The organism is Thalassospira lucentensis (assembly GCF_032921865.1).
Lineage (GTDB): Bacteria > Pseudomonadota > Alphaproteobacteria > Rhodospirillales > Thalassospiraceae > Thalassospira > Thalassospira lucentensis_A.
In genome coordinates this window covers 2,536,667-2,561,703 of the sequence record NZ_CP136684.1, presented here as the reverse complement: position 1 = coordinate 2,561,703, position 25,037 = coordinate 2,536,667, and the positions used below count along the sequence as shown (strand labels likewise).

Sequence of the window (25,037 nt, the reverse complement as noted above, 5' to 3'; positions counted from 1 at the left end):
TCGAAAAAAGACGCCAATCCTGTTTTTCCGCAAACATAACGATCTTATCTGTTTCTCGATACAGATGCGCCCTTACCGAACAGAACGTAACGCGGCAAGAAGTTCGCGTTCGGCTTCCGACCGGCCCGCATCCTCATCCTGCCCGTAAGGATCGGTCGCAGTTTCCGGTACGGATGATCCGCCAGAACGCGCACCTGAACCATATCTGTCACCTGACGGTTCGGCTGGCGAAGACGCTGTCGGTCCCGTGCCGCGTTCGACATCACGCATCAGACGGGCGGCAAGTTCTTCGGCACGGGTTTCGACACCCTGCCGGTCGTCAACCATATCACTGCGTTCATGTCCGGCGGAATTTCCTGCCCCGGCAAACTTTGCCCCGCCGCCGCCACGCCGGGTTGCATTGGCATCGCTTGCCGCCTTTTCCAGCCGGTTGGCAATGCTTTCTCCACGGTCGACCATGAAAGAAAGATCTTCGTTCAGCGCATTTGCCTTTTCAATATCCTCGCGCAGTTTTTCACCGGATTGCTCTGCCATTTCCTTTAATGCGCGGATCGATACTTCAGCACGTTCGTTGGCAGCGTTGAAAGCCGTCAAAAAATTCTGCATTTCCTCACGATTACGGCGGAAGGCCGCCAAACGACGGCTGAGGATCATGGCATATATGATTGTTGCCACAAGCAGGACAATCATTACCAGATCAAGATAGATGGCATAGTCCATCAACTGTCTTCCTCATTATGCCGCGCCCGGTCACGTACCTGGATCGCGATCCTGTCCCCCTTGCGCCCCATCATCCCCTTGAACAGGGGCACATCGCCGCACCGAACCTCGACAGGCGACGTCGGACTGGTATTAAGAACCAAACGGTTGCCAACTTCCAGATTAATCACATCACCCAGCGACATGATCTGTTCATCAAGTACGGCAAGAAGGTTGACGTGGGTTTGCCACAACTCGTTCGCCAGATGGTTTTCCCAAATCGAGTCACGACCGAACTTTTCCCCCATGAACATCTGAAGCAACAGTTCACGAACCGGCTCCAGTGTTGCATATGGGATCAGCAGTTCCAGACGACCACCACGATCTTCCATATCAATGCGCAGCTTCGCCACGATGGCGGCGTTGGCATGTCGTGCAATGGTCGCAAAACGCGGGTTGGTTTCAAGGCGTTCGAACCGGAACGTCACCGGGCTCAGCGGATCAAACGCAGCCGACAGATCCCCAAGAACCACATGAATCATTCGCTCAACAAGGTTGCGTTCAATCGTGGTATAGGGACGCCCTTCGATACGCATTGCTGCAGTCCCGCGACGCCCGCCAAGCAACACGTCCACGATTGAATAAATCAGCGCTGAGTCGACCGTCAGCAGCCCATAGTTATCCCATTCCTCGGCCTTGAAAACACCCAGCATCGCGGGCAACGGGATCGAGTTCAGATAGTCCCCGAAGCGTAGCGACAGGATGTTATCGAGCGACACTTCGACGTTATCCGATGTAAAGTTACGCAACGAAGTTGACATCATGCGGACCAGCCGGTCGAAAACAACTTCGAGCATCGGCAAGCGTTCATAGGCGACCATTGATGAGTTGATGATCGCCTGAATACCTGACTGGTCGCCTGAGCCTGATCCGTCATCAAAGCCCAGAAGACTGTCAATTTCGTCCTGGTTCAGAACACGCGCGGATCCGGGGCCGACATCTTCGTCTTCGCCACCGCCATCTTCGTCACCAAGCATGGATTCCCATTCGGCGGCCATATCCTCGCCGCCGTCATCTCCATCCTCGTCACCACCGGCCATGGCTTCCCATTCGGCGGCGAGTGCGTCATCATCATCTTCATCTGCCATCGGCGATTTGTCCCTGGCTCTTTGGCCCGTTACCTTCTTGATGGTAGCTCTGGCATTGTCGCCGGCACCCTATTGTACCAGCATTTCCTTGAACAGAACGTCGTTAATTTTTGCCGGCTTGGCGGCGGCACTAACCCGGATCAGCAATTCCTCGCGCAGGCGGAACATCCCCTCGGATCCGGCCAGGTCTTCTGGGCGCAACTCGCGAAGATAAACCTGAAAGTTGTCGACAATACGCGGCATCATCTGTTCGATCTGCGGCAACATGGCCTGATCGGCCACTTCCAGACTGACACGTATTTTAAGATAGCTTTGCTTGCCACCACCGGCATTGAGGTTCACCAGAATTTCAGGAAGATCAACAAAGCCGACATTTTCCGGAACTCCCGGTGCTTCCTCAATTGCGCTTTCCGAAATGACTTCCTCGGTCTGCGTGCCTCCACCACCGGTAAGCATATCAATCACCGGCTGCAAAAGCCCGGTAAAATACGCAGCCGCAGCACCACCCAAAAGCAATAATACCAGCAAGATAACAACAACGAGCAGCTTTTTACTGCGCCCGCCGCCACCATCCATTTCTATTTCGTCGACATCATCACCCATCGGCCTGCACTATCCCGTCTTCACACCCGTTACAATGTCCAGCAAACACTATGCCGGAATGATGAGGCATAACGCCTCGACGTTAAAATTCCGTTTCCCGCATCCAACAGAATAGCGGGCATGGTTATTAATCTAATATACGGACCTAGGGTTGCCACCCCTTCCAGGGACCAACCCAACCTGATAGCACGGCAAGTTCTTCCAAAAAGCCAAACCTTTCCGCAGGGCAACAAATGCCGCCCCCAAATTATTTCCCTAATTTCAATATGTTATATCAACTGGCACACCTTTCGCAGATAGCTTGCCCAGATCACTGACCCGATTTGGGAAACTGAGAATATGGAAAACGTTACCTACATCGCTTTGTCGCGCCAAAAGACGCTTCGCAGCATGATGAACAACATCTCCCAGAACCTGGCGAACATGAACACGACCGGGTACAAGGAAGAGAAAATGATGTTCACGGACTGGATCGCGAAGAACAAGGATGCGCCGTTCCGGGGCGAGCGTGAAATCTCGCTTGTCCAGGATATCGCGCAATTCCGCGATACACGCGTGGGTAATATTGAAAATACCGAACGACCGCTAGACGTCGCATTGAGCCAGCCGGATATGTTCTTTGCCGTCCAGACACCAAGCGGCACCCAATATACCCGGAATGGCAATTTCAGCCTCGATCCGGGCGGTCAGCTGATTACCAATGAAGGGTACCCGGTCCTGAGTGATGCCGGTCAACCGATCTTCTTTAACGAAGCCGACAATCTGATCGAAATCAAGGGTGACGGCAGTATCTCGACCGACATTGGCCAGATTGGCAAGCTGCAGGTCGTTACTTTCGACAACGTTCAGGAAATGAATGTAACCGGCAGCTCGCTTTACAGCGTCGTCAAGGACAATCCGAATGATCCCGATGGCGCCCAGCCGGTTGACAATCCCGGCGTCGTTCAGGGTGCTCTGGAAAAATCCAACGTCAATCCGATCAGTTCGATGACCCAGATGATTGATGTGTTGCGCACCTACCAGTCCGTGACGCGGTCACTCGAGAGCGAGAACGAACGTCAACGCAACATGATCAGCAAACTGGGCGATGTTCGCGCCTGATTAACCGGGACCCTCGCCCCGAAATAAAGAATTCAAATGCGCCGTCGGCGCAGACCCAGGAGACAGAAGATGCGGTCACTTGATATTGGAGCCCTTGGCATGCAGGCACAGTCCACCAACGTGGATGTGACCTCGCACAACATCGCCAACATGACCACAACCGGCTACAAACGCCAGCGCGCTGAATTTCAGGATCTGCTCTATCAGGACCTGCGTCGCGCCGGGTCTCCATCGTCGGATACCGGCACAATTGTCCCCGTTGGCATCCAGGTTGGTCTCGGCGTAAAAACTGCCGCAATTGGCCGCTATATGGGACAAGGCACACTGACACTCACCGAAAACGAACTTGATGTTGCCATTCAGGGCCGCGGCTATTTGCAGATTGATTTGCCAAGCGGTGAAACGGCCTATACCCGGGATGGTACACTGAAACTCGACGCCGATGGCCAGCTTGTCACCAAAGACGGCTTTGCCGTGCAGCCCGGCATCACTGTGCCGGACAATGCAACCTCTGTTACAATCAATACATCTGGTGAAGTATTTGCAGAAATCGATGGTCAGGTTGCACTTCAGAACCTAGGTCAGATCCAGCTCGCCACCTTCATCAATCCGGCAGGTCTTGACGCTTTGGGTGACAACCTGTTCCTTGAAACCGAGGCTTCCGGTAACCCGGCAACCGGGGTTCCCGGCGGGGTTGGCTTTGGTACCCTCCAACAGGGTTATCTGGAATCGTCAAACGTCAACGTGGTTCAGGAAATCACCAACCTGATCAAGGCACAGCGCGCTTACGAAATGAACTCGAAATCGATTTCGACCACGGACGAAATGATGAGCGCGGTCAGTAACCTGCGTTAATTCGGTTCGTCTCAGGGATAACAGGACTGTTCGGACAGAAATTGCGCGGGTAACCGAAAAACCGGTTACCCGCGTAAACTGCATTTACGCGATTTACACAGTTCCGTGCTATGGTCGTCGCATGAAAATACAGCAAATATTCCCTATCCTTGCATTGCTGCTCCCGGTGTTGCTTAGCAATCCCGGACAGCCGCACGCACAATCATCATCCGGCACACGGGAAATGGATGTAAATATCCTGTTGCGTCCGGATGCGATCGTTGAGGGGCAATATGTAACCCTGGGGGATATTTTCAGCGGCATCGACCTTGAACAAAGCGACATTCCTGTCGCCCACTCTCCGCAACCGGGACGTCAAACCGTTCTTGATTATCGCTGGCTTTATGGAATTGCCCAACGACACAAGGTGCAATGGCGCCCGCGCACAGCAGCCGACCAGATCGTGATCACACGTGCCAGCCAGACAATCTCGATAGACGAGATTGCCGATGCCATCAAAGATGCCCTCGTTGATCACGGTATAAAGCCCCCCTTTAATGTTGACCTGTCGGGCGAAACATTTCAAATCCACCTGCCTGTTGACGTCCCGGCCGCAGTCGAAATTACCGGATTGGATGTCAACCAGCGAACCAACCGGTTTATCGCGAATGTCACAACCGGTTCGCAAACCGCGCAGCGCCGCACCTACCGTATGAGCGGCAGATATTTCCCGCTGGCCCAGATACCGGTTGTTGTGGAACCAATCCGGCGGGGCGCTGTCGTCCGCCCCGATCAGGTTGAATACAGGAATATCCGGACCGAGCGTCTTCCGGCCGGTACCATCAGTGACATTGATGATGTCGTCGGCAAGGAAGCATTACGCCCGGTCAAACCCGACGAACCCCTGATGTTTCGCGATTTTTCCAATCCGATCCTGGTCAGGCGCGGGGCACTGGTCACAATCCGGCTGGTGACAGAAAATATGTCCCTGACGGCGCGGGGCAAGGCCCTGGAAGATGGTGCAAAAGGATCAGTCATTCGCGTCATGAACATGACCAGCAACAAAACCATTCAGGTGGAAGTTGTTGCCGAGAATGAGGTTCGCGCCCTGCCCGCAATGTCGCAGTAACGAGATAATTACCAACCAATCCCGATCAAATTCAAAGACTTGCACACCCGGCAAGCTTTGCCCTAATCACCCAAGAAATCTGGCACGAGGATTGCGTAATTACCGGCAGGAATCCCAGGAGGAATAAATGCCCGGTAATCATTTCCAGATTTCGATTCGCCGTCTGGTGCTCGTAACCAGTTTGGTTGGTGCAACAGCGCTGCTTTCTGGCTGCAATGCCATGAAGCGTCTTTCCGAAGTTGGCGAAGCACCAAAACTGTCGGCAATCGATAACCCAACCCAATCCGAGACCTACCGACCGGTGAGCCTGCCAATGCCGGCCCCGCAGGTCGCGGAAAGCAACCCGAACTCGCTTTGGCGGTCCGGTGCGCGCTCATTCTTCAAGGATCAGCGCGCCAACCAGGTCGGTGACATCCTGACAGTTGTCGTAGACATGCAGGATAGTGCCGCCTTGGCCAACACAACCGCACGGTCGCGCACCAATAGCGAGGACCTTGCAGTACCGAACCTTTTCGGCCTCGAGTCTGAATTCACCAAAGTATTGCCGGAAACGATCAACCCGTCGTCAATGTTCGATATGGACAGCGCGACATCCAACAGAGGCAGTGGCACGCTTGACCGTAACGAAGCAATTGATCTGCGTGTAGCAGCCATCGTTATTCAGGTTCTTCCGAACGGCAACTATGTCATTCATGGCCGTCAGGAAATCCGGGTGAACAGCGAAGTTCGCGAAGTTCAGATCGCGGGCGTTATCCGCGCAGCCGACATCAGTTCCGCTAACGAAGTCGAATATGACAAAATCGCCGAAGCACGTATTTCTTACGGTGGGCGCGGTACGATTTCCGATGTTCAACAGCCGCGCTACGGCAGCGAAATCATGGATGTCATCCTGCCCTTCTGACCAAACCTGATCGCCTGCATTTTCCTGGGTTTCCGCAGGCAGTCCCCATCAATCAAAACCGGCCTTCCCGAAGGCCGGTTTTATTGTTCCCAGACATGCCGAAAAGAAAAAAGGTCCGGCTGCGCATCGCAACCGGACCTTTGATTTTGGTTATCCCTAACCAGTATTCCCCCACAGAGCCTTGGCTTTTGCCTTTTGGCCGGATCTACGCAAGCGCGACCCTTGTTTGTTCCCGACGCGATCAGTCGTCGCGGCGAGTGCGCTCCATCCGTTCGTGGCGTTCCTGGGCTTCAATGCTCAGGGTCGCAATCGGACGAGCTTCAAGTCTTTTAAGGCTGATCGGCTCGTCGGTTTCTTCGCAGTAACCATATGATCCGTCTTCAATTCGACGCAAAGCAGCATCAATTTTTGAAATCAGCTTACGCGCCCTGTCACGAGTGCGGAGTTCCAAGGCCCGATCTGTTTCGGCCGAAGCACGGTCGGTCAGATCCGGTTCCTGAAGTCCCCCGCCATCCTGCAGGCTCGCTAATGTTTCCGAAGATTCTTGCAGCAGTTCAGCCCGCCAGGCCAAAAGCTTCTGCCGGAAATATTCCCGCTGGCGCGGGTTCATAAACTCTTCGTCCTCAGCAGGACGATAGTCTGGTGGTAGCGTGATAGTCATGTACGCCCTCTATACAGGACTCATCGAACGCGCGGCAATATAGAGGGCGCGCGCAATGGGTGCAAGCTGATTGAACAAATAAATCTGAATTAGTGAGAAAGCCTTCGAAACCTTGGGTTTCACGACCAAAATCATTCTCGAAACCGCTGATTTCAAGCTAATCCCGAAACCTCAAGCTTTGCCAGTTCCACCTGCGCACGCAGATCAATCTCGTCCAGCACAGAAGAAAGAGCCGGATCGGAAATGTTTTCGCGTTGTTGATCCAGCAGCCCGACAAGCTGGCGCAACCGGTTGGCAGGCAAAGTCCCGCTCAGCAGCGCGTCACGCACTCCCTCAAGCTGCTCAAGCAGACTTTCAGCCCTTAGAACCGCGTGTTTTTTCGGGGAGTCAAGCGCATCACCACTTTGCTGCAAAGCCAGCAGGGCATCAAGCGCACTGACAGTGCCCGCACTATGCACACCACCGGCTCCGCTTGCTCCGCCGCTGGAATCGAGGGAGCGAATGGCATCGGCAAAACCACCAGCACCGCCACCGCCAGATGTTTTCTTGCGTGACGTGCTGTTTGTACCTGTTGCCTTGGATCCGCTGACCTTCATTTTTAACTTCCGCCTGCTATGTGGTAAGCTTTCCCGGGTCGAACCTGCAGCCTTGGTAATGTCAATCTACACTGCAAAGCTCGTAGGCCCGATCCGGATAGCCTTTTGACAGTGAACCGGGCCGGATCAAGTCTCCCCCAAAGCGCAGCCTGGCGCAACGGGAAAAAAATGCCGGGTCGTCATGCTTCTATCGCCGTGCAGCTCTTCTGCGCATCAAACAAGCACCGATTTTCCGGCAACTTGCGCAATCCACGATCCAAAGCGACCGCTTTCTGTCATCTGGCACGGTTTTCGCAGAAGTGGTTTCCGAATTGTATCGGATGGCTCCCATCCCCGGAAGCGGAACAAAGAATATGATCACAGGTCTTGGCAAATATGTAGTGAAGGCAGCAGTACTTGGCATTCTTGGCATGGTTGCCCTGATGCAGGTTGCTCCGGCGAATGCCCAGTCGCGTATCAAGGATATCGCGGACTTCGAAGGCGTTCGTGACAACATGCTGGTCGGTTACGGCCTTGTTGTCGGCCTGAACGGCACAGGTGACGACCTTGGCGATGCCGACTTCACCCGCCAAAGCCTTGTGGCCATGCTTGAACGCCTTGGTATCAATGTACGCAGTCAGATCGACGACATTGATTCAGAAAATATCGCGGCAGTAATGGTCACCGCCACCCTGCCTCCCTTCTCTCGTCAGGGTTCGCGCCTTGATGTTTCCATCAGCGCAATCGGCACCGCCGAAAGTCTTCAGGGTGGTACGCTTCTTGTCACCCCGATGGTGGGCGCGGATGGCGAAGTGTACGCTGTTGCCCAAGGCAATCTTGCAGTTGGTGGATTTTCTGCCGGCGGCAATGCGCAGACTGTGGTCAAGGGAGTTCCGACATCAGCACGCATCGCCAATGGCGGTATCGTTGAGCGCGAAATCGACTTCAACCTGAATTCCATGCAGAACATGTCCGTTGTTCTTCGCAACCCAGATTTCACAACGGCCAGCCGCATCGCCGAAGCCGTTAATGCCTATCTTGGTGAAGTCGCAGCCCGTCCAAGCGACCCGGGCACCGTTCGCATCAACATTCCGGAACGCTACAATCAGGATGTTGTGGCTCTTTTGACCGACATCGAGCAGCTTCGCGTCGAACCGGATCAGATCGCACGCGTCGTCATTGACGAAAACACCGGCACGATCGTGATGGGCGAAAATGTACGCATCAACCGCGTTGCAATCGCACAGGGCAATCTGACCATCCGCGTCACAGAGACCCCGCAGGTATCGCAACCTTCCCCGTTCTCCCAGACCGGCACGACCGAAACTGTCGACCGGACCAATATCGAAGTGGATGAAGGCGAGGATAACCAGCTTGGCGTGCTTGAAAGTGGCGTCAGCCTGCAGGAACTGGTCAACGGCCTGAACAGTCTTGGTGTTGGCCCGCGCGACATGATCACCATCCTTCAGGCGATCAAAACGTCCGGCGCCCTCCAGGCCGAAATCGAGGTGATGTGATGATGATCGACAGCACCAGCGCCCTGATGGCGCAAGCCCAGGCCTCCGCCCAGTATGGCGCACAAAATAACGTAACCAGCCGTGCCAGCCAGTTGACGGATGGTCACATCAAAACCGAAGCACAGGCCCGTAAAGCCGGTGAAGAATTTGAGTCCATGTTTCTTGGCCAGATGCTGAGCCACATGTTTGCCGGCATCGAAACCAACGAAATGTTTGGTGGCGGTCACGGCGAGACCATGATGCGCTCCCTGCTGGTTGACGAATACGCCAAAGAAATGACCCGCGCAGGTGGCATCGGAATTGCAGATGCCGTTACACGCGAAATTCTCAAGGTGCAGGAAGGATAATGACCATGACCACCGAACAGATGGTTATCGAGCTTAAAAGCGTCACATATGACCTTATTTCCCTGCTGGAGCGTGAAACCCAGGGGCTGCGCAAGCTCGAAATTGCCGAGTATGAGCAATTCGTGTCGGAAAAATCTGCCCTGTCGATGCAGTACGAACAACTTGTCGTCAAATTGCGTGCACGCGCTTCGGAGCTCCGCCAGTTGCCCGAGGACGACAAGGCTGAGCTTCGAGACCTGCAAGCCGAATTCCAGCAGGCCGCCCGTCGCAACATGACCGCCCTCCAAGCCGCCAAGGCCACCAACGAACGCATGGTCAATGCCATCGTTCGTGCGGTGAACGACAAGGCCAAGGAAGACTGCACGACCTATAACCGTTCCGGCCAGACCGGCAAGGCATCCCTTGGTGGCTACGGCCGCCCGACCAGCAAACCCGGCACGTCTTACAGCGTTAACGAAACGCTCTAGGGGTAAAGGCGAAGATCATGTCACTGACCCAGGCACTTAACAGCGCAATTTCCGGCCTCAATACCGCACAGGCCCGCATTTCCATCACCTCTTCGAATATCTCGAACGTGAATACCCCCGGCTATTCGAAGAAGATCGCTGGCCAGGAAACTCTGGTGCTCGACGGGGTTGGTGCAGGTTCGCAGATCGGCGACATTTATCGTAATGTCAACGAGGGTCTTGTGCGTGAAATGCGCGGCGAGCTTGGCAAAGCTGGACGCGAAGAAGTCCGGTTTGAATTCTTCCAGCGCATCCAGACCCTGTTTGGAACGCCTCAGTCTGATGGTGCGATAAGCCAGCGCATCAGTGATCTTGCCGACGCATTCGAGCAACTTGGCAATACGCCGGAACAGAATTCGCCAAAAGTCGAAGTGATCGAAAGCGCCATTCAGGTGATGGATGCGTTCGAGAACCTGTCCGAACAGATTCAGCACATGCGTGGCGACATCGACAAGAACATCTCTGATGAAGTTGATAGCGCCAACGTATTGCTGAACGAGATCGCCGAGCTCAATACGGATGTGGTGCGCCAGAAAAACCTGGGGCAGCCGACCACCGAGCTTGAGGACCAGCGCGATCTGAAAATTAACGAACTGTCCAAAATCATGAACGTCACCACGTATAACCGTGGTGACGGATCAATGGTTCTGTTTACTGCCAATGGCAGTCGCACGCTCCTTGATAGAACCCCTGCCACTCTATCCTTCAGCCCCACTGCTGGCTTCGAACCCGGGACAGGTGGATCGGGCATCATGCTGAATGGTGAAGACGTTACCGACGTCATACAGAATGGTACGATCAAGGGCCTGCTTGAAATGCGCGACACGGAATTGCCGCGCCTGAACGACCAGATAAACGAACTGGCTGGTGAGCTGCGCGATGCCATCAACGAAGAACACAATAGAGGCACGGCCTTCCCACCTCCGGCCAACTTGTCCGGCACCCGGATGGTTGCAGCAAATGACCCACTGACGGCAACGGGGACTTTCCGTATTGCCGCACTTGACGCTGACGGCAACCTGACGGCGACCGACAGCTGGGCCGATATTACTCTGCCAACCACTCCTGCGACGGTTCAGGGAATGATCGACGCGATCAACGGCTCCACCGCCGGTACCTATCTTACTGCATCGCTAGTTGATGGCCGGATGGTTGTCGAGGGGCTGGACGGCAACCGCATTTCGATCAACGAAATGACCAGCTCAATCACCACTAGCGATGGCCGCAGCCAAGGCATGTCGCACTATTTCGGCCTGAACGACTTCGTGGCAACGGTAAAACGTTCCGATACCATGACCTCGTCGGCAAAAGACAGTGCAACGGCGGCTCTTGGAGTCACTGCGAACTCCATGGTGATCAGTGCTGGAAGCGGGGTTTTGACCACACCGGGCATCACCGTGAACTACACTGCCACTGACAGCCTTACGGATGTACGTGACGCAATCCGAACCGCCCTTCAGGGGGCAGGCATGACGGCGGCTGACGCCGCCGAAGCCGCCTATCTGGTTGAGGATGGTGATCGTTACCGTCTTGTGATCAGTTATACATCCAACATGACAATCACTGACTCCGGCAACATGTCCAAAACAATTGGCATGACCGAAGATATGCCTGTTCTTGCCGGAAATATGGACGTCGCTTCCAGCATAAAAAATGATCCGGCGCGTATTGTTCGCGGTCAATTAAATGCTGACACGTATGAGACATCCACAGCGGTTGTGGATACGGCAACGGCCATTTCGGGTCTGGGGCCACTGGTTCCCCCACCTGTCAATTACACGCTTACGGTTGCTGGCGATTTCACCAGTGTGAATATCAACTATGACAGCAACTCGTCGCTTGAAGACATTGCGAATGCCATCAACAACAGCGCAACACTGACAGACAACAACATTAATGCCCAAGTTGTTTTCGATAGTGCACTGGGCGGATACAAGTTGCGTGTCACGGACGCAGATGGCGATGCCTTGTTCTTCCAGGATAGTGGTGCGGGTGCCGGTGACAGCCTGACAGAAATTCTGGGACTTGGTATACAGCATGGCGTGCACGAAGGTGACAACAGTGCCGCGCTTTCGCTTAGCCAGACCTTCGAACGCACCGACATTGACTTTGAGGCCGCAGGCGGATTGTCAGCTGAACGTACTTCTTTGACCGACTTTGCTGCTGGCATCATTGCGACTGCTGCCACCAAAGCATCGGTTGCCGAAAGCAGCTATGAGTTTCAGTCCAACCTCGTTACAGACCTTGGCAACCGCATTCAGAATGAAGCGGGCGTCAACCTGGACGAAGAAATGTCGGATCTGATTATTTTCCAGCGCGCCTACAGTGCATCTGCCCGGGTCATATCCACGGTTGATGAATTGTTTGATACGCTGCTGAATGCAGTTTAAACTGCGATAGGGATTTGTGAGGGCAAAATGGTAACGCGCGTAGCTACATATACAAACCATACGCTACTGTCCGACCTGGCGCTTAGAAACGCGGCAAGGGTTTCCGACCTTAACACCCAGGCAGCCAGCGGACAAAAATCACGTAATTATTCGGGTATTGCCGATAGTTCCCAGCGCCTTCTGAACCTCGAAGCGGAATATACCCGCACCGAACAGTATTTACGCAATACCACCCAGACCAAGCTTCGCCTTCAGAATATGGAGAGCGCAGTCGACACAATGATGGACATTGCCGTCAAAATGAAGACGTTGCTTGTTCAGTCGCTTAACGCCAATCAGGCATCGGATGTTAATCTGGACAACGAAGCCAAGCAGGCGATGGAGCAGATTGCAAGCCTTCTCAACACCAATCTTGATGGCCGGTATCTGTTTGCTGGCGGGCGCTCGGAGTTGCCAGCTGTTGATATCGACAAGATGTACGCACCAGACAACTATATGAGTGAGTCCGGCACCACCATTACTGATGGCCTTACTCTTGCTTCCCTCGGCGTTACCGATGGCGAACTCCAGATTGTCAGCACAGACATCGACGGCAACAGCGTAACGTCAACTGTGGATTATGACCCGGCCACATGGACCATCGGAGACTTGCGTGACGCAATCAATGGCAACACAGCCAATGGTGCTATCGCAACATTGCGCGGCCTTGACGAACATGAAGGCCCGCGGTTGAACATTGAAAACGTCGGCAACGGGTCAATCACGATCACTGAAATTGCGGGTGGTAACCTGCTGGGTGCGCTGGGCATGACCAAAATTCCCAACCCGCGCCCGGATACTTCTTATTACGCCGGTGACCAGCAGATCCTTTCAGCGCGTGTTGATGATGGCTATAACGTTTCTTATGGCATTCTTGCAGATGACCCCGCCTTCCAAAGCCTGATTCAGGGCTTGGGAATTGCTGCTGGTACGACCGATCCGGATGCGCTTAATGTTGCGCTGGGTCACATCACAGATGCGATTGATAACCTGCCGAACGTTCAGGGGAAAATCGGCCTTAACATTGCAAATATCGAACGTGTTGAAACACGTCACGAGGATTACAAAGTATTTGCATCACAGGCAATAAGCGACATTGAAGGTGTCGATGTGCCTTTGGTAGTGGCTGAATCTGCCCAGTATGCAACAGCACTGAATGCCAGCTTTATTGCGATCTCGCGTGCTTCAGAATTGTCCTTGGCCAATTATTTGCGGTAATGATCCATAATCGGATTATCGTAAGATATTAACTTTACGGTCGTGTCAGGCCGAAACTTCTAAACGCCGGAGTAAAATCGGTTATGGATTCCGAAAAAATCGCCGAGAAAGAAATACCAGAGTCCGTAATTGTTGAAACACGCTTTGGTGAAATCGAATTCAGCTGGGACAAGGGCATATATATGCCTGTCGGTTTGCTTGGTTTTCCAGAGCACCATGTATTTGGTATCGCCAATATTCCCAATACGTCTCTTGATCAATTCAAGCTTTATCAAAGCCTGACCGATGCCAACCTGTCCTTCATCGTGGCTCCCTACAATATGGAAAGCGGTGTCTATTCGGACAAGGATCTGGAAATCGCACTCAAGAGCTTGGCGATAGAACACAAAGATGTTGCGATCATTTTGGTCGTGACGGTGAGAAGTGCGACGGATGGGAAAGGTATAACAATGTCCACCAACCTGCGCGCACCGATCCTGATTGACACCGTCCGGCAGGTCGCTTGGCAGCACATCATGCCTAACGACAAATACTCGGTACAACACGACCTGTAATTTTTGCCTAGTTCAACTGGCACGATCTTTGCTGACAAGAACGCAAGGCAATGACGCCGACGGATCGGATGGCTTGGAGCCATTCTTTTGGATCCATGTAGGAGGGAAAAATGGCTCTTAATATTATTTCCAACTATGCTGCCAACGTTGCTCATCGTAACTTGTCAGCTTCTGATGAAATGGCGACCCGCTCGCTGTCGAAACTGTCGTCCGGTACGCGTGTTGTTTCCGCACGTGACGATGCGGCTTCCATGGCAATCGGTGCCCGCCTGAACGCAACCACGCAGGCCCTTAAAACTGCAACCGTCAACGTTGGCCAGGCCAACTCGATGCTGCAGATTGCCGATGGCGGCATGGCAACCATCGATGACATTCTCGTTCGCATGAAAACGCTTGCCGTTCAGTCCTCGTCGGGCAACCTGTCCGATACCGAACGCGGCTTCCTGAATGATGAATTCACCCAGCTTCGTGACGAGATCGATCGTATTTCGTCCTCCACCAACTTCAACGGCATTCAGCTGCTTGGCGATGGTGGTGACGTGGCTCTGAACTATGATGATCTCGAAGCAGGCAACCAGGGCGAAGCAATCTCCGCACTGACCGGTTTTGATGGCATTGCCATCACCAATAACAACCTCTGGGCTTCGGACGGTGAAGCAGACGGTGTTACCGACAACAACTTCACGATCGAGATCAACGAAATATCTGCTGGTGGTTCGACCCAGATCATCATGACCGTCACGGCAAACATTGACCTCACAGCCGGTGCCGATGCTCCGCTGACCCAGTCGATTGACGTGACCGATTATCTGACCGGCGGCTCCAAAGAGATGACCGCAGGCGACAAAGGCACGCTCAACTTTGATGAACTCGGCCTGTCGATCAACATCAATAACAACTTCACCGCGACGGTTGATGTTGTTGGGGGTGGTACAGGTGGCAACGCAGACTTTGGTGGCGGCAACGTTACCTTTGGTGGCGGCACGATTATCGACACCGGTAACAACACCGTTTCCATGGCTGCAGATAACGGTCAGCAGCTTGCTGCCAGCATTGAATTCCAGGTTGGGGCCGGAAACACCGCAAACGATCGCCTGTCAATCACTCTGTCAGCGGTTGATTCAGAAGCCCTCGGTACCGGTGATGCCGGAACCGAAACCAGCCTCAGCGATTTGGGAGCTGACGCAATCAGCACTGTCGCGAACGCCCAAGAGGCCGTCGAGGTCGTAACCCGCGCAATCGACGATTTGCAACGTGCACGGGCGGGTATCGGCACATACCAAAACCGTTTGGACTTTGCTGGTCAGAACCTTGCTACAACGCAGGAAAACACTAAATCAGCTCGTTCCACCCTGCTTGACCTTGACGTTGCCTCTGAAATGACGTCGTTCACCTCGAAACAGATCCTGGTTCAGTCCGGTGTTGCGATGCTGGCTCAGGCAAACCAGATGCCGCAGAACCTGCTGCGTCTCCTGCAGGGCTAAGATTAGCCAAATCGGATTTCAACCACCAAAAAGGGCGGCAGCATTTACTGTCGCCCTTTTCTGTTAATCATGCTGAGACGCCAACTCAATCACCCCATACATAGGTCTTAGCGACAATTCGCAAAATCACACAAAAACACTCCATTTCCCTTATGGTTTTGTGCCTCTACGTTGATAGAGGCTTTCGAAAAAACCAACAAAAACATCCCTAAGTTGCTGTTTTTAAATAATTAATTATCCAGTAAGTTTTCGCTGGACAGCATGCTCATCCATAGGTATATTTCGAACTACAAGAAATCCAGTTTTCTTTGATCAGGAAGATCCTTGAAAACTATCTGGCGCTGTTGCCAGGTTCAAGAATGGCAAGATGCCGTTCCGAGCTATCCAAGTAGGAGATTACATCATGGCTCTTAATATCATTTCCAACTATGCTGCCAACGTTGCTCACCGTAACCTTTCGGCTTCTGATGAAATGGCGACCCGTTCGCTGTCGAAACTGTCGTCCGGTACGCGTGTTGTTTCCGCACGTGACGATGCGGCTTCCATGGCAATCGGTGCCCGCCTGAACGCAACCACGCAGGCCCTTAAAACTGCAACTGTCAACGTTGGCCAGGCCAACTCGATGCTGCAGATTGCCGATGGCGGCATGGCAACCATCGATGACATTCTCGTTCGCATGAAAACGCTTGCCGTTCAGTCCTCGTCGGGCAACCTGTCCGATACCGAACGCGGCTTCCTGAATGATGAATTCACCCAGCTTCGTGACGAGATCGATCGTATTTCGTCCTCCACCAACTTCAACGGCATTCAGCTGCTTGGCGATGGTGGTGACGTGGCTCTGAACTACACGGATCTCGAGGCTGGCAACCAGGGCGAAGCAATCTCCGCTCAGACCGGTTTTGATGGCATTGCCATCACCAATAACAACCTCTGGGCTTCGGATGGTGAAGGAGACGGTGTTACCGACAACAACTTCACGATCGAGATCAACGAAATATCTGCTGGTGGCTCGACCCAGATCATCATGACCGTCACGGCAAACATTGACCTCACGGCCGGTGCCGATGCTCCGCTGACCCAGTCGATTGACGTGACCGATTATCTGACCGGTGGCTCCAAAGAGATGACCGCAGGCGACAAAGGCACGCTCAACTTTGATGAACTCGGCCTGTCGATTAACATCAATAACAACTTCACCGCGACGGTTGATGTTGTTGGGGGTGGTACAGGTGGCAACGCAGACTTTGGTGGCGGCAACGTTACCTTTGGTGGCGGCACGATTATCGACACCGGTAACAACACCGTTTCCATGGCTGCAGATAACGGTCAGCAGCTTGCTGCCAGCATCGAGTTCCAGGTTGGCGGCGGTAACACTGCAAACGACCGTCTCTCGATCAACTTGAGCGCTGTCGACTCCGAGGCTCTTGGTACTGGCACTGCCGGCACCGAAACCAGCCTCAGTGATCTGGGCGCCAATGCGATTGATACGGCGGCCGGTGCTCAGGAAGCTGTTGAAGTTGTTACCCGCGCGATTGATGACTTGCAGCGTGCACGTGCTGCGATTGGTACCTCTCAGAACCGTCTGGACTTTGCTGGTCAGAACCTTGCTTCGACCCAGGAAAACACTAAATCGGCTCGTTCTACCCTGCTTGACCTTGATGTTGCTGCCGAGATGACCGCGTTCACCTCGAAACAGATCCTGGTTCAGTCCGGTGTTGCGATGCTGGCTCAGGCAAACCAGATGCCGCAGAACCTGCTGCGTCTCCTGCAGTAATCCGGATATCCGAGGAAGGATGGGAGTTAGTCTCCCATCCTTCATCCGGATTATCCTTTGCCGCAGAAGCGGCATAGGAGGGTCAGATGGAAATTGTAAGCGCATATCAAAATCAACGTTCGTCCGGATCAGCTTCTGGTTCAGCGTCTTCTGCGCCAAGCAATGTTGCTGGCCATGGCATTTCAGCCAAACCTTCAACTTCTGGCGAAAGTTCATCGACTTCGGCAGATGCCGGACATCGGCTGCAAGCAGCCTTGGCCAAACTCGACATTCCCGAACTTACTGATGCTAACGCGCGTATCGAACTGAACTTCAATCAGGATACCGGTCGCGTTATCGCCAAAGTTACGGATCGGTCGAACGGCGAAGTTCTTCGTGAAATACCGTCCAAAGAATTGCAGCATTTATTCTCGCAAATCCGGGAATATCTTGGCAGCATCGTCGACGAAGAAATTTAATCCAGCGATCGGGCTTTCCGGAAAAGGCACGCTTCTTGCTCATAAAATAGCGTCAGGACAAGAAGTGCAAATGTTGCCTATCGACGTGCCCAGGGAGCTAAACAAATGAGCGGCGTAAACCTGAATAACATCTATGTTGGTGAGAACGGCCGAATTCAGCTTTCGGGCGGCTCCTCGAACATCGACTTTGTTGATGTTGTCGACAAGATGATTGCCGCGCGTCGCATTCCAGCGGACTCTCTGGAAAAACGGATCGAGTCCAATGACGACAAACTTACAGCCCTGAAAGACCTTCAAAATTTGATGGGGACTCTCAAAGATTCCATGGCGAATCTTTATGGGGCGACCAGCTTTGACAAATCGAAGAACATTTTCGAGTCAAAACAGATTTATGCATCAACCGATAGCTCGACCACCGCTGGCGAGCTGATTGGCATCACCGCATCCAATGCTGCTGCAACCGGTTCCTATTCTTTTGAAGTCGATCAGATTGCAACCAAGCACAAGCTTTCAAGCGATACGATCGGCGTTGCAGCAGGTGCAGATGTCACAGGGATAGCAGGCACCGGCCAGTTCACCATCACAGGTGGAACCGGAAGTTCGCAAATTACCGTGAGCGCAGGCGATACCCTTCAGGATATCCGCGACAAGATTAATAACCTTAAGGACAGTACAGGCGTTCAGGCATCTGTCGTCAAGGTTTCACCAACTGAAAGTACGCTGATCTTTACTTCGACAGCGGAAGGCGAGGAAAACCGGATTTCCTTTAGTGATGATAGCGGTGCAGTCCTTCAGAACCTTGGCGTTCTGAGTGATCCGACGACGATCAACGCGGCAAACGTGATTGATGATGGCAACAATGCCCTGATCAAACTTGACGGCGTTGCCGTTACCCGTTCGTCAAATGAGTTTTCGGATCTTGTCGATGGGCTAAACATCAGCCTTTACGATGCAGAACCGGGCACAAAGATCAAAATTGAAGTTGAGCAGGACCTGAACCAAGCCAAAACGGCCATCGTTGATTTTGTTGACGCATATAATGCCGTGCAGTCCTTTATCAACGAAAAGACGTTTGTTGATCCCACCACGGGGGAAGCTTCGGAAGATTCAGTCCTGTTGGGGAACTCAACAGTCAAATCCATCGAAGCCGCCTTGCAGCAGATTGCAGGTTCATTTGCCAAGGGCGTAACGGACCGGACAGATAAAGACGATTATTCTGTCTTGGCTGAAATTGGTGTCGATTTTATCGCTTATGGCACCAATCAGGATCCATTGCTTAACAACACGCTTCAGATTGATGAAACCAAACTGAACGAAGCCCTTCTGAATGAGCCAAATGAAGTCATGGAACTCTTCCTGTTCCGTGGCAAGTCAGACAACTCGGATCTGACGATGACGGGCTTCGACGGTAAAACCAATGCCGCGACTTACAGTTTTAACATTAATGCGTCGGGCGGTGTGGTGAATGGCGTCACCTACGATATCACCGTTGACGGTGTAACCACCACAGGCAAAAACGCAACAGTTAGTGGCAACAGCATAACGACTGCGGACGGCTTGCGACTGTTTTACAGTGGCGACGGAATGGCTTCTACAACAGCCACAGTTGACACCAGCGTCGGTATCGGCTCGCAACTGTATTTCGAACTGGATTCGATCCTGAAGGACGAAGAAGGTAGCCTGAGTCAGGAAATCACTGCACTTGAAACGCAGAACACATCCTATCAGGACAAAATTGACCGGATTGATGAACGTCTGGCGAGCCAGCGTGAAAACCTGATGGATCGCTTCATTAACATGGAAACTGCCTTGGCCCGCATGAAGAACATCCAGAGCTCTCTCGATGAATTGATGGCGGCCGGCAAAGATAATAATTAACTTTTTGCCGCCATACATGCACACTGACAGGACGCCTAGCAGACCAAGGAGTGTAGCATGAACGAACGTGCAGCACAGACGTACAAGAATCAGCAAGTCAATACAGCATCCCCCGCCAAAATGGTTTTCATGCTGTTTGAGAAAACGCTGTCGTGCTTGCAAGAGGCTCTCCGTGCAATCGAAAGCAAAGATATTCAGAGCCGCTGCAATGCCAACTGTAAAGCGCAAGAGTTGATCGCACACCTCTCCAGTACCCTCGACATGGATCAGGGCGGAGAAATTTCTGCTAATCTCGAACGTCTTTATTCTCATTGCATGATCCGGTTGATGGATGTTGATCGCCATAACGACCCGGAGGCAGCAAACGAAGTTATCCGTCTTCTGTCACCATTACGGGACTCTTGGGCAACCCTTGCTGACAAAAGCGAAGATGAAATGCGACAGGCGATTATGGCTGTGCAACAAACCCAGCAACGCCCGCAAGCACAGTATTCTCCTCGTCAGCCGTCCCCTTCCTCGGAAGACGGGAATGAAAACCGGCCGCGCCCATCCGGCCTGTCAATTTCTGCCTGATCTTTTATCTGTCGTTGCCAAAAGCTCCCGCTCCGTCGGGGGCTTTTTTGTTTCCACCAGAAGACAAAGAATGCCCGGTAAAAAATGCCTCCCGATTGATGTGATAGTTAAATATCTGATTCTCTGCATGAATCTTTAATACTCAAAATTGGCCCGGCTTTTGCAAATGTTCTGACACTGTTTTGAGAAGGACCATGTCATGAACAGCTCTGCGATTATCAGATCGGCATCACCTACCATATCCATCCCGGGCCAGACCGCGTCTGTCAGCAGCGATGTGTCCTTTGGCGACGTGATGGATCAGGTCACAGACAACTGGGCAGAACGCAATTCCCAAATCCGTCATGACGCGGCAAAAACTGCCCATACACAAATCCGTCATGACGAGGATGCAAAGCGCAGCGACACAGCAAATTCGTCATCGCGCGACAATTACAGCAAGCCCGATAGCCCGCGGAACGAGACACGCACCGATCACGATGACCAATATGATCACCGGGATGCCGCGGACAAGCATGACGATGCGTATGACACAAAAGACAGTACTGACGTGGCAGATAGCGATCCGGCAATGGATGACCGGAACGAACGTGATATGACATCCCCGAATGATCATTCCGAACCTGCCCAAAGTCCGGAAGAAGAAGTCACCTCCGGTGAACAAGTTGCAGTGAAAGATGATACCGCAGCAGAAACACCACAAGGTGATAAAGTCGCTGATCCTGATTTGGCAGCTATCCCCGTTATAAATCCGGCGGCTCAGCAAACCAATCCGAACTTGGCAACTCAAACTGGCGCGGTCGTCGCCTCGACAGCACAGGCTGCTACTCAGCCTGGTTCTACTACGCCCGCACAGAATGCCGACGGAACAACCGACGGCCTGATGAGTTCTACTGCCCTCTCCCAACCGGCGGCAGGTGCAGCAGCGAAGTCGGCATTGAACGGCGTTGATGGCAGCACCGAAGGTGTCGGAGATAACGACAGTTTCCTCTCGAAGATCGTTGACTCCATGAGTGGTGAACGCACCGTTAAATCGGTTAGCGAAACCGCACAGGGTACGACCGGTAACAATACTGCGAATGCCAATTCAGGTACCGGCAACCAAACCTCGGCGAATGCAAACCCGACAGCCACGACCAATCAGGCAGCACAGCAGGCCATGGCCGGTGCGGCCAATCTGCAAAACATGCAGCCAGGTGCCCAACCTCAAACTGCAACCAACGGCAAGACAACGTCCATCGTTAGCGCAACCGGCACGACCGATGGCACTGTGCAGGCTGGTAATGGCCAGCTTGCCGGCAACAACATCCTGACCCAGGGCAATGCCGCTGGTCAGACAGCACATACAGCACGCCATGCCCCCGCCCAGCAGGTGCAGCAGCAGGTCGCGGTGCATATCCGCAATGCCGCCAGCGAGGGTGTGGACAAAATTTCTGTTCAACTGCGCCCTGAACATCTTGGTCGGGTCGATGTGAAACTGGAAATCAGCCATGACGGTCGCGTTCAGGGTGTTATCCAGGCAGATACCCGTGAAACTCTCGATATGCTGCGACAGGATTCACGTGCTTTGCAGCAGGCCCTCAAAGATGCAGGTCTGAATGCGGATAGCCAAAGCTTTACCTTCGAACATCGGAACGAAGGTGGCCAAAGCCAGGAAGGCAACGGCCAATCCCGCATGGCAAACAATCCTGGCAGCACGCCTGACGAAGGTGACGTCATGAGCGGTGCCGAACTCGCAGAACATGTCGCGATTGGCTACGGGATCAATCCCAACGGCCTCGTTGATATCCGGATTTAGGAAAGGTAGAGGAACAGGATTATGACCGTTTCATCAACTACCAATATTGGCGTGGCAGGAAACAATACGAATGCTGCCTCCAGCAGCTCCGCCAACCAATTGGCCCAGAACTTCGACACGTTCCTGACGCTGTTGACCACCCAGCTCAAGAATCAGGACCCGACCTCGCCGATGGAAAGTGACAAATTCACCGACCAGTTGAGCCAGTTCGCCCAGGTCGAGCAAGGGATTCAGAGCAACAAGAACCTTGAAAACCTGCTTGCGATGCAAAGCCAGCAGCGACAGCTTTCCGCCCTGTCCTATGTCGGGGCCGAGATCGAAGCGGTTGGCGACACCAACTGGCTCGAAGATGGTGGCGAGCTCAAATACAAATACAACATCTCGCCGGAAGTTCCGCGCCTGCAATTGCAGGTCCAGGATCAAAGCGGCAAGACGGTTTATTCCGAAGATCTCACCGACGTTTCCGGTCTTCAGAACTTTACCTGGGACGGCAAGAACAATAGTGGCGTCGCGCAGGCCGAGGGTGCCTACACCCTTGTGCTTAAACCGATGGCTGCCAACGGTGATACGTTCAAGGACGAAAAAGGCAAACCCGCTTCGATGGCGATTGGTATCATCGGCAATGTCGACAGTGTCGATATTGGTGATAACGACATTTATCTGCGTATCGGTGACGTTTCTGTGCCGTTTGGAACCCTGACTAACGTCAAGCTTGGCGCGAACAGCACAGATACCGGAACCGAGACCGGTGATAATAATGACGACAATAATAATCCCGGAACTGACGAACAGGACGAAGCAGCCTGAAGGCTCTCATCCGGATTTTGATCAACACCCTGTAGGTGCAGGAGAATAAAAATGAGCCTTTTTGGTGCAATGATTTCCGGTGTATCCGGCCTTAATGCCCAGTCGCAAAACCTGGGCGTCATTTCGGATAACATCTCGAACCTCAATACGGTCGGTTACAAGGGAACCGTTGGGCGTTTCTCGACGCTTGTTACGGAATCCGCAACCGACACCCGTTACACCCCCGGTGGTGTTCGGTTTCACCCGACCGCATTGATCAGCAAGCAGGGCTTGCTGCAGGCGACCTCGTCAAATACAGCAGCCGCAATTTCCGGCGATGGCTTTTTTGTTGTCCGCGACACAAACACCCCCGGCTCGGACAACGAAATATTCTTCACGCGTGCAGGTGATTTCAAACCTGACGATGACGGCTACTTGCGTAATACTGCCGGGTATTATGTTCAGGGCTGGGCAACCGATCGTAATGGCGTCCTTCTGGACCCGACAGGAACGCCAACAACGTCGAACAGTTCTGCGATTTCCGATCTGCAGGTTCTTGATATCAACTCGATCCTGACGGCAGCCGCGTCAACCACGACAATTGAGTTCGGGGCAAACCTTAATGCCAATGAAACTCCGTTGACAGGCGGTTCGGATGTTTCCACCACATTGGGTATTGATGGTACTGCTGCCCTTGCAGGTCAGGCTGGCATTGCCGCCGGTGATTCTTTTGACATCACCTATAACGGTACCACCACGACAATCACAATCAACGCTGGTGAAACGCTTGCTGATATCGCAGCAGAAATCAGTGCTGTTACCGGCGTGACCGCAACAGCAACAGCAACCGGCACCAACGATACCCTGACCATTACCGGTTCCTTCGCCGATCAGGACGTTGTCATTACCAACAACAACAACACGCCGCTGACGGCTCTTGGCTTTACCGGTCCGTTCCCGGCAACTCTGGCTGCGACCTACACGGGTGGTAACCTGGCATCGGGCGCTGTTGCCGAAAACAACACCATGCCTGTAACAATCTATGACTCCCTTGGTACGGCACATGTTGTCCAGTTGCAGGTCATTAAGCTGGGCCAAAACCGTTGGGGATTTGAACTTACCGGAAACACGACAACAGGTGAACTTGATGCGACCCAGCATCCTAACGGATTGATCCAGTCCGGTATCATTACCTTTAACGGTGACGGCAGCCTGCGGACCTTTACCGATAACGCTGGTACCGACCTGCTTGATCAGGAAATCACCGCAAACTGGACCAATGGCTCCAATCCCAACGAAATCACCCTTGATCTCGGTACGGTTGGACTGACGAACGGTATCACCCAGTTTGGTGCAGGTTCGGACTCTAACGGTAACCTCGTAGAGTATGACACCCGCTTTATTAACCAGAACGGTGCCCAGGCAGGTTCAATGGTGAACTATGCCTTCACCGAGGAAGGTTTCCTTCAGGTCGAATTCGCCAACGGTGTGAAACGTCCAATCTATAAACTGGCAATTGCGACATTCGAAGCCCCTGATGAAATGGAAAACTATTCGGGTAACGTTTATCGTCAGACACGTGAATCGGGTGACTATCTGCTGCGTGAACCGGGTCTGAATGGTGCAGGTAACGTTGTGGCATCCGCGCTTGAATCGTCGAACGTCGATCTTGCCGAGGAATTCACAAACATGATTGTGACCCAACGCGCCTATTCAGCGAACACCAAGACGATCACCACGACTGACGAAATGCTCGACGAGCTTATCCGTATCAAACGGTAACTGATGGATACCATCGGGGCGGCTTTGCTGCCCCGATGGACTGCATATTTACAGGGACTCGCCCGGCTTTTTCAGCCGGGCTTCTTTTTGGGGCACGCAATACCTACATAATGGGCAGCATATTGATCTCGCCAAAGATGCAAATGATTCAAATCACTGGCGAATTTTGGACACATTACTGGGCAATAATTGCCGGTCGTTAACCTGTTCTTCAATATGCGCTTCTATTCGTTGATGATACCGGTAGCTATTGTGCGGACATCTGCCGGTGTTGGGGACAGT

Annotated in this window: 23 protein-coding genes; 18 read left to right on the top strand and 5 right to left on the bottom strand. The window is 53.0% G+C overall.

The window, feature by feature from the left end:
* Nucleotides 1-72 precede the first annotated feature (72 nt).
* The 3 genes from R1T41_RS12405 to R1T41_RS12395 form a co-directional block, all read right to left on the bottom strand.
* The gene (locus tag R1T41_RS12405; protein WP_317337295.1) at nucleotides 73-720 is read right to left on the bottom strand and encodes a DUF6468 domain-containing protein; all 648 of its coding nucleotides are present in this window, start codon (nucleotides 718-720) and stop codon (nucleotides 73-75) included.
* Nucleotides 720-1,847 carry a flagellar motor switch protein FliM gene (fliM, locus tag R1T41_RS12400; protein ID WP_062952886.1) on the bottom strand — a complete coding sequence of 376 codons (1,128 nt, stop codon included), beginning with the start codon at nucleotides 1,845-1,847 and terminating at the stop codon, nucleotides 720-722. The genes R1T41_RS12405 and fliM overlap by 1 nt, the downstream gene beginning before the upstream one ends.
* A 69-nt stretch (nucleotides 1,848-1,916) precedes the next feature.
* Nucleotides 1,917-2,450 carry a flagellar basal body-associated FliL family protein gene (locus tag R1T41_RS12395; RefSeq protein WP_062952887.1) on the bottom strand — a complete coding sequence of 178 codons (534 nt, stop codon included), beginning with the start codon at nucleotides 2,448-2,450 and terminating at the stop codon, nucleotides 1,917-1,919.
* A 339-nt stretch (nucleotides 2,451-2,789) separates the two neighbouring features.
* Here R1T41_RS12395 and flgF point away from each other — a divergent pair, with 339 nt between their 5' ends.
* The 4 genes from flgF (at nucleotide 2,790) to flgH (ending at nucleotide 6,415) form a co-directional block, all read left to right on the top strand.
* Nucleotides 2,790-3,551 carry a flagellar basal-body rod protein FlgF gene (flgF, locus tag R1T41_RS12390; RefSeq protein WP_062952888.1) on the top strand — a complete coding sequence of 254 codons (762 nt, stop codon included), beginning with the start codon at nucleotides 2,790-2,792 and terminating at the stop codon, nucleotides 3,549-3,551.
* Between the two features lie 69 nt (nucleotides 3,552-3,620).
* Nucleotides 3,621-4,406 carry a flagellar basal-body rod protein FlgG gene (gene flgG, locus R1T41_RS12385; protein ID WP_062952889.1) on the top strand — a complete coding sequence of 262 codons (786 nt, stop codon included), beginning with the start codon at nucleotides 3,621-3,623 and terminating at the stop codon, nucleotides 4,404-4,406.
* A gap of 223 nt (nucleotides 4,407-4,629) precedes the next feature.
* Nucleotides 4,630-5,514 (top strand): flagellar basal body P-ring formation chaperone FlgA, encoded by an 885-nt coding sequence (gene flgA, locus R1T41_RS12380; protein ID WP_231858337.1) that lies wholly within the window; start codon nucleotides 4,630-4,632, stop codon nucleotides 5,512-5,514.
* A gap of 127 nt (nucleotides 5,515-5,641) precedes the next feature.
* Entirely contained in the window at nucleotides 5,642-6,415 is a 774-nt protein-coding gene (gene flgH, locus R1T41_RS12375; RefSeq protein WP_317337293.1) for a flagellar basal body L-ring protein FlgH, read from the top strand.
* 241 nt (nucleotides 6,416-6,656) lie between these two features.
* Here flgH and dksA read toward each other — a convergent pair whose 3' ends face one another.
* Nucleotides 6,657-7,076 carry an RNA polymerase-binding protein DksA gene (dksA, locus tag R1T41_RS12370; protein WP_007092332.1) on the bottom strand — a complete coding sequence of 140 codons (420 nt, stop codon included), beginning with the start codon at nucleotides 7,074-7,076 and terminating at the stop codon, nucleotides 6,657-6,659.
* Between the two features lie 152 nt (nucleotides 7,077-7,228).
* Complete coding sequence (locus R1T41_RS12365; RefSeq protein ID WP_062961031.1) at nucleotides 7,229-7,672, bottom strand: flagellar assembly protein FliX; 444 nt, start codon at nucleotides 7,670-7,672, stop codon at nucleotides 7,229-7,231.
* A gap of 353 nt (nucleotides 7,673-8,025) precedes the next feature.
* On the opposite strand from R1T41_RS12365, the gene R1T41_RS12360 reads away from it, so the two are divergent.
* The 14 genes from R1T41_RS12360 (at nucleotide 8,026) to R1T41_RS12295 (ending at nucleotide 24,755) form a co-directional block, all read left to right on the top strand.
* Nucleotides 8,026-9,168 (top strand): flagellar basal body P-ring protein FlgI, encoded by a 1,143-nt coding sequence (locus R1T41_RS12360; RefSeq protein ID WP_062952892.1) that lies wholly within the window; start codon nucleotides 8,026-8,028, stop codon nucleotides 9,166-9,168.
* Entirely contained in the window at nucleotides 9,168-9,515 is a 348-nt protein-coding gene (locus R1T41_RS12355; protein ID WP_062952893.1) for a rod-binding protein, read from the top strand. Before R1T41_RS12360 ends, R1T41_RS12355 begins: the two co-directional genes overlap by 1 nt.
* A gap of 5 nt (nucleotides 9,516-9,520) precedes the next feature.
* On the top strand, nucleotides 9,521-9,982 hold the full coding sequence (locus R1T41_RS12350; RefSeq protein ID WP_317337291.1) for a hypothetical protein: 462 nt from the start codon (nucleotides 9,521-9,523) through the stop codon (nucleotides 9,980-9,982).
* A gap of 17 nt (nucleotides 9,983-9,999) precedes the next feature.
* Nucleotides 10,000-12,411 carry a flagellar hook-associated protein FlgK gene (gene flgK / locus R1T41_RS12345; protein WP_317337290.1) on the top strand — a complete coding sequence of 804 codons (2,412 nt, stop codon included), beginning with the start codon at nucleotides 10,000-10,002 and terminating at the stop codon, nucleotides 12,409-12,411.
* 27 nt (nucleotides 12,412-12,438) lie between these two features.
* The gene (locus tag R1T41_RS12340; protein WP_297014442.1) at nucleotides 12,439-13,668 is read left to right on the top strand and encodes a flagellin; all 1,230 of its coding nucleotides are present in this window, start codon (nucleotides 12,439-12,441) and stop codon (nucleotides 13,666-13,668) included.
* Between the two features lie 83 nt (nucleotides 13,669-13,751).
* Nucleotides 13,752-14,222, top strand: a complete 471-nt coding sequence (gene fliW / locus R1T41_RS12335) for a flagellar assembly protein FliW (RefSeq protein ID WP_297014443.1) — start codon at nucleotides 13,752-13,754, stop codon at nucleotides 14,220-14,222.
* 110 nt (nucleotides 14,223-14,332) lie between these two features.
* Nucleotides 14,333-15,706, top strand: a complete 1,374-nt coding sequence (locus R1T41_RS12330; protein ID WP_317337289.1) for a flagellin — start codon at nucleotides 14,333-14,335, stop codon at nucleotides 15,704-15,706.
* Nucleotides 15,707-16,109: 403 nt separating this feature from the next.
* A complete protein-coding gene (locus R1T41_RS12325) occupies nucleotides 16,110-17,480 on the top strand; it encodes a flagellin (RefSeq protein ID WP_317337287.1) in 1,371 nt (456 codons plus the stop codon).
* An 86-nt stretch (nucleotides 17,481-17,566) separates the two neighbouring features.
* Nucleotides 17,567-17,938 (top strand): flagellar protein FlaG, encoded by a 372-nt coding sequence (locus R1T41_RS12320; RefSeq protein WP_317337286.1) that lies wholly within the window; start codon nucleotides 17,567-17,569, stop codon nucleotides 17,936-17,938.
* Nucleotides 17,939-18,043: 105 nt separating this feature from the next.
* On the top strand, nucleotides 18,044-19,816 hold the full coding sequence (fliD, locus tag R1T41_RS12315) for a flagellar filament capping protein FliD (protein ID WP_317337285.1): 1,773 nt from the start codon (nucleotides 18,044-18,046) through the stop codon (nucleotides 19,814-19,816).
* A gap of 57 nt (nucleotides 19,817-19,873) precedes the next feature.
* On the top strand, nucleotides 19,874-20,389 hold the full coding sequence (gene fliS / locus R1T41_RS12310) for a flagellar export chaperone FliS (RefSeq protein ID WP_297016723.1): 516 nt from the start codon (nucleotides 19,874-19,876) through the stop codon (nucleotides 20,387-20,389).
* A 199-nt stretch (nucleotides 20,390-20,588) separates the two neighbouring features.
* Nucleotides 20,589-22,187: a flagellar hook-length control protein FliK gene (locus tag R1T41_RS12305; protein ID WP_317337284.1), complete on the top strand. Its 1,599-nt coding sequence runs from the start codon at nucleotides 20,589-20,591 to the stop codon at nucleotides 22,185-22,187.
* Between the two features lie 21 nt (nucleotides 22,188-22,208).
* Entirely contained in the window at nucleotides 22,209-22,994 is a 786-nt protein-coding gene (locus R1T41_RS12300; protein WP_317337283.1) for a flagellar hook assembly protein FlgD, read from the top strand.
* A 51-nt stretch (nucleotides 22,995-23,045) separates the two neighbouring features.
* Nucleotides 23,046-24,755, top strand: a complete 1,710-nt coding sequence (locus R1T41_RS12295) for a flagellar hook-basal body complex protein (RefSeq protein ID WP_317337282.1) — start codon at nucleotides 23,046-23,048, stop codon at nucleotides 24,753-24,755.
* Nucleotides 24,756-25,037: the final 282 nt, after the last annotated feature.

Coding starts and splice junctions, on each gene's coding strand:
- R1T41_RS12405 (WP_317337295.1), bottom strand. CDS start 720: ATGGACTATGCCATCTATCTTGATCTGGTAATGATTGTCCTGCTTGTG.
- fliM (WP_062952886.1), bottom strand. CDS start 1,847: ATGGCAGATGAAGATGATGATGACGCACTCGCCGCCGAATGGGAAGCC.
- R1T41_RS12395 (WP_062952887.1), bottom strand. CDS start 2,450: ATGGGTGATGATGTCGACGAAATAGAAATGGATGGTGGCGGCGGGCGC.
- flgF (WP_062952888.1), top strand. CDS start 2,790: ATGGAAAACGTTACCTACATCGCTTTGTCGCGCCAAAAGACGCTTCGC.
- flgG (WP_062952889.1), top strand. CDS start 3,621: ATGCGGTCACTTGATATTGGAGCCCTTGGCATGCAGGCACAGTCCACC.
- flgA (WP_231858337.1), top strand. CDS start 4,630: ATGGATGTAAATATCCTGTTGCGTCCGGATGCGATCGTTGAGGGGCAA.
- flgH (WP_317337293.1), top strand. CDS start 5,642: ATGCCCGGTAATCATTTCCAGATTTCGATTCGCCGTCTGGTGCTCGTA.
- dksA (WP_007092332.1), bottom strand. CDS start 7,076: ATGACTATCACGCTACCACCAGACTATCGTCCTGCTGAGGACGAAGAG.
- R1T41_RS12365 (WP_062961031.1), bottom strand. CDS start 7,672: ATGAAGGTCAGCGGATCCAAGGCAACAGGTACAAACAGCACGTCACGC.
- R1T41_RS12360 (WP_062952892.1), top strand. CDS start 8,026: ATGATCACAGGTCTTGGCAAATATGTAGTGAAGGCAGCAGTACTTGGC.
- R1T41_RS12355 (WP_062952893.1), top strand. CDS start 9,168: ATGATGATCGACAGCACCAGCGCCCTGATGGCGCAAGCCCAGGCCTCC.
- R1T41_RS12350 (WP_317337291.1), top strand. CDS start 9,521: ATGACCACCGAACAGATGGTTATCGAGCTTAAAAGCGTCACATATGAC.
- flgK (WP_317337290.1), top strand. CDS start 10,000: ATGTCACTGACCCAGGCACTTAACAGCGCAATTTCCGGCCTCAATACC.
- R1T41_RS12340 (WP_297014442.1), top strand. CDS start 12,439: ATGGTAACGCGCGTAGCTACATATACAAACCATACGCTACTGTCCGAC.
- fliW (WP_297014443.1), top strand. CDS start 13,752: ATGGATTCCGAAAAAATCGCCGAGAAAGAAATACCAGAGTCCGTAATT.
- R1T41_RS12330 (WP_317337289.1), top strand. CDS start 14,333: ATGGCTCTTAATATTATTTCCAACTATGCTGCCAACGTTGCTCATCGT.
- R1T41_RS12325 (WP_317337287.1), top strand. CDS start 16,110: ATGGCTCTTAATATCATTTCCAACTATGCTGCCAACGTTGCTCACCGT.
- R1T41_RS12320 (WP_317337286.1), top strand. CDS start 17,567: ATGGAAATTGTAAGCGCATATCAAAATCAACGTTCGTCCGGATCAGCT.
- fliD (WP_317337285.1), top strand. CDS start 18,044: ATGAGCGGCGTAAACCTGAATAACATCTATGTTGGTGAGAACGGCCGA.
- fliS (WP_297016723.1), top strand. CDS start 19,874: ATGAACGAACGTGCAGCACAGACGTACAAGAATCAGCAAGTCAATACA.
- R1T41_RS12305 (WP_317337284.1), top strand. CDS start 20,589: ATGAACAGCTCTGCGATTATCAGATCGGCATCACCTACCATATCCATC.
- R1T41_RS12300 (WP_317337283.1), top strand. CDS start 22,209: ATGACCGTTTCATCAACTACCAATATTGGCGTGGCAGGAAACAATACG.
- R1T41_RS12295 (WP_317337282.1), top strand. CDS start 23,046: ATGAGCCTTTTTGGTGCAATGATTTCCGGTGTATCCGGCCTTAATGCC.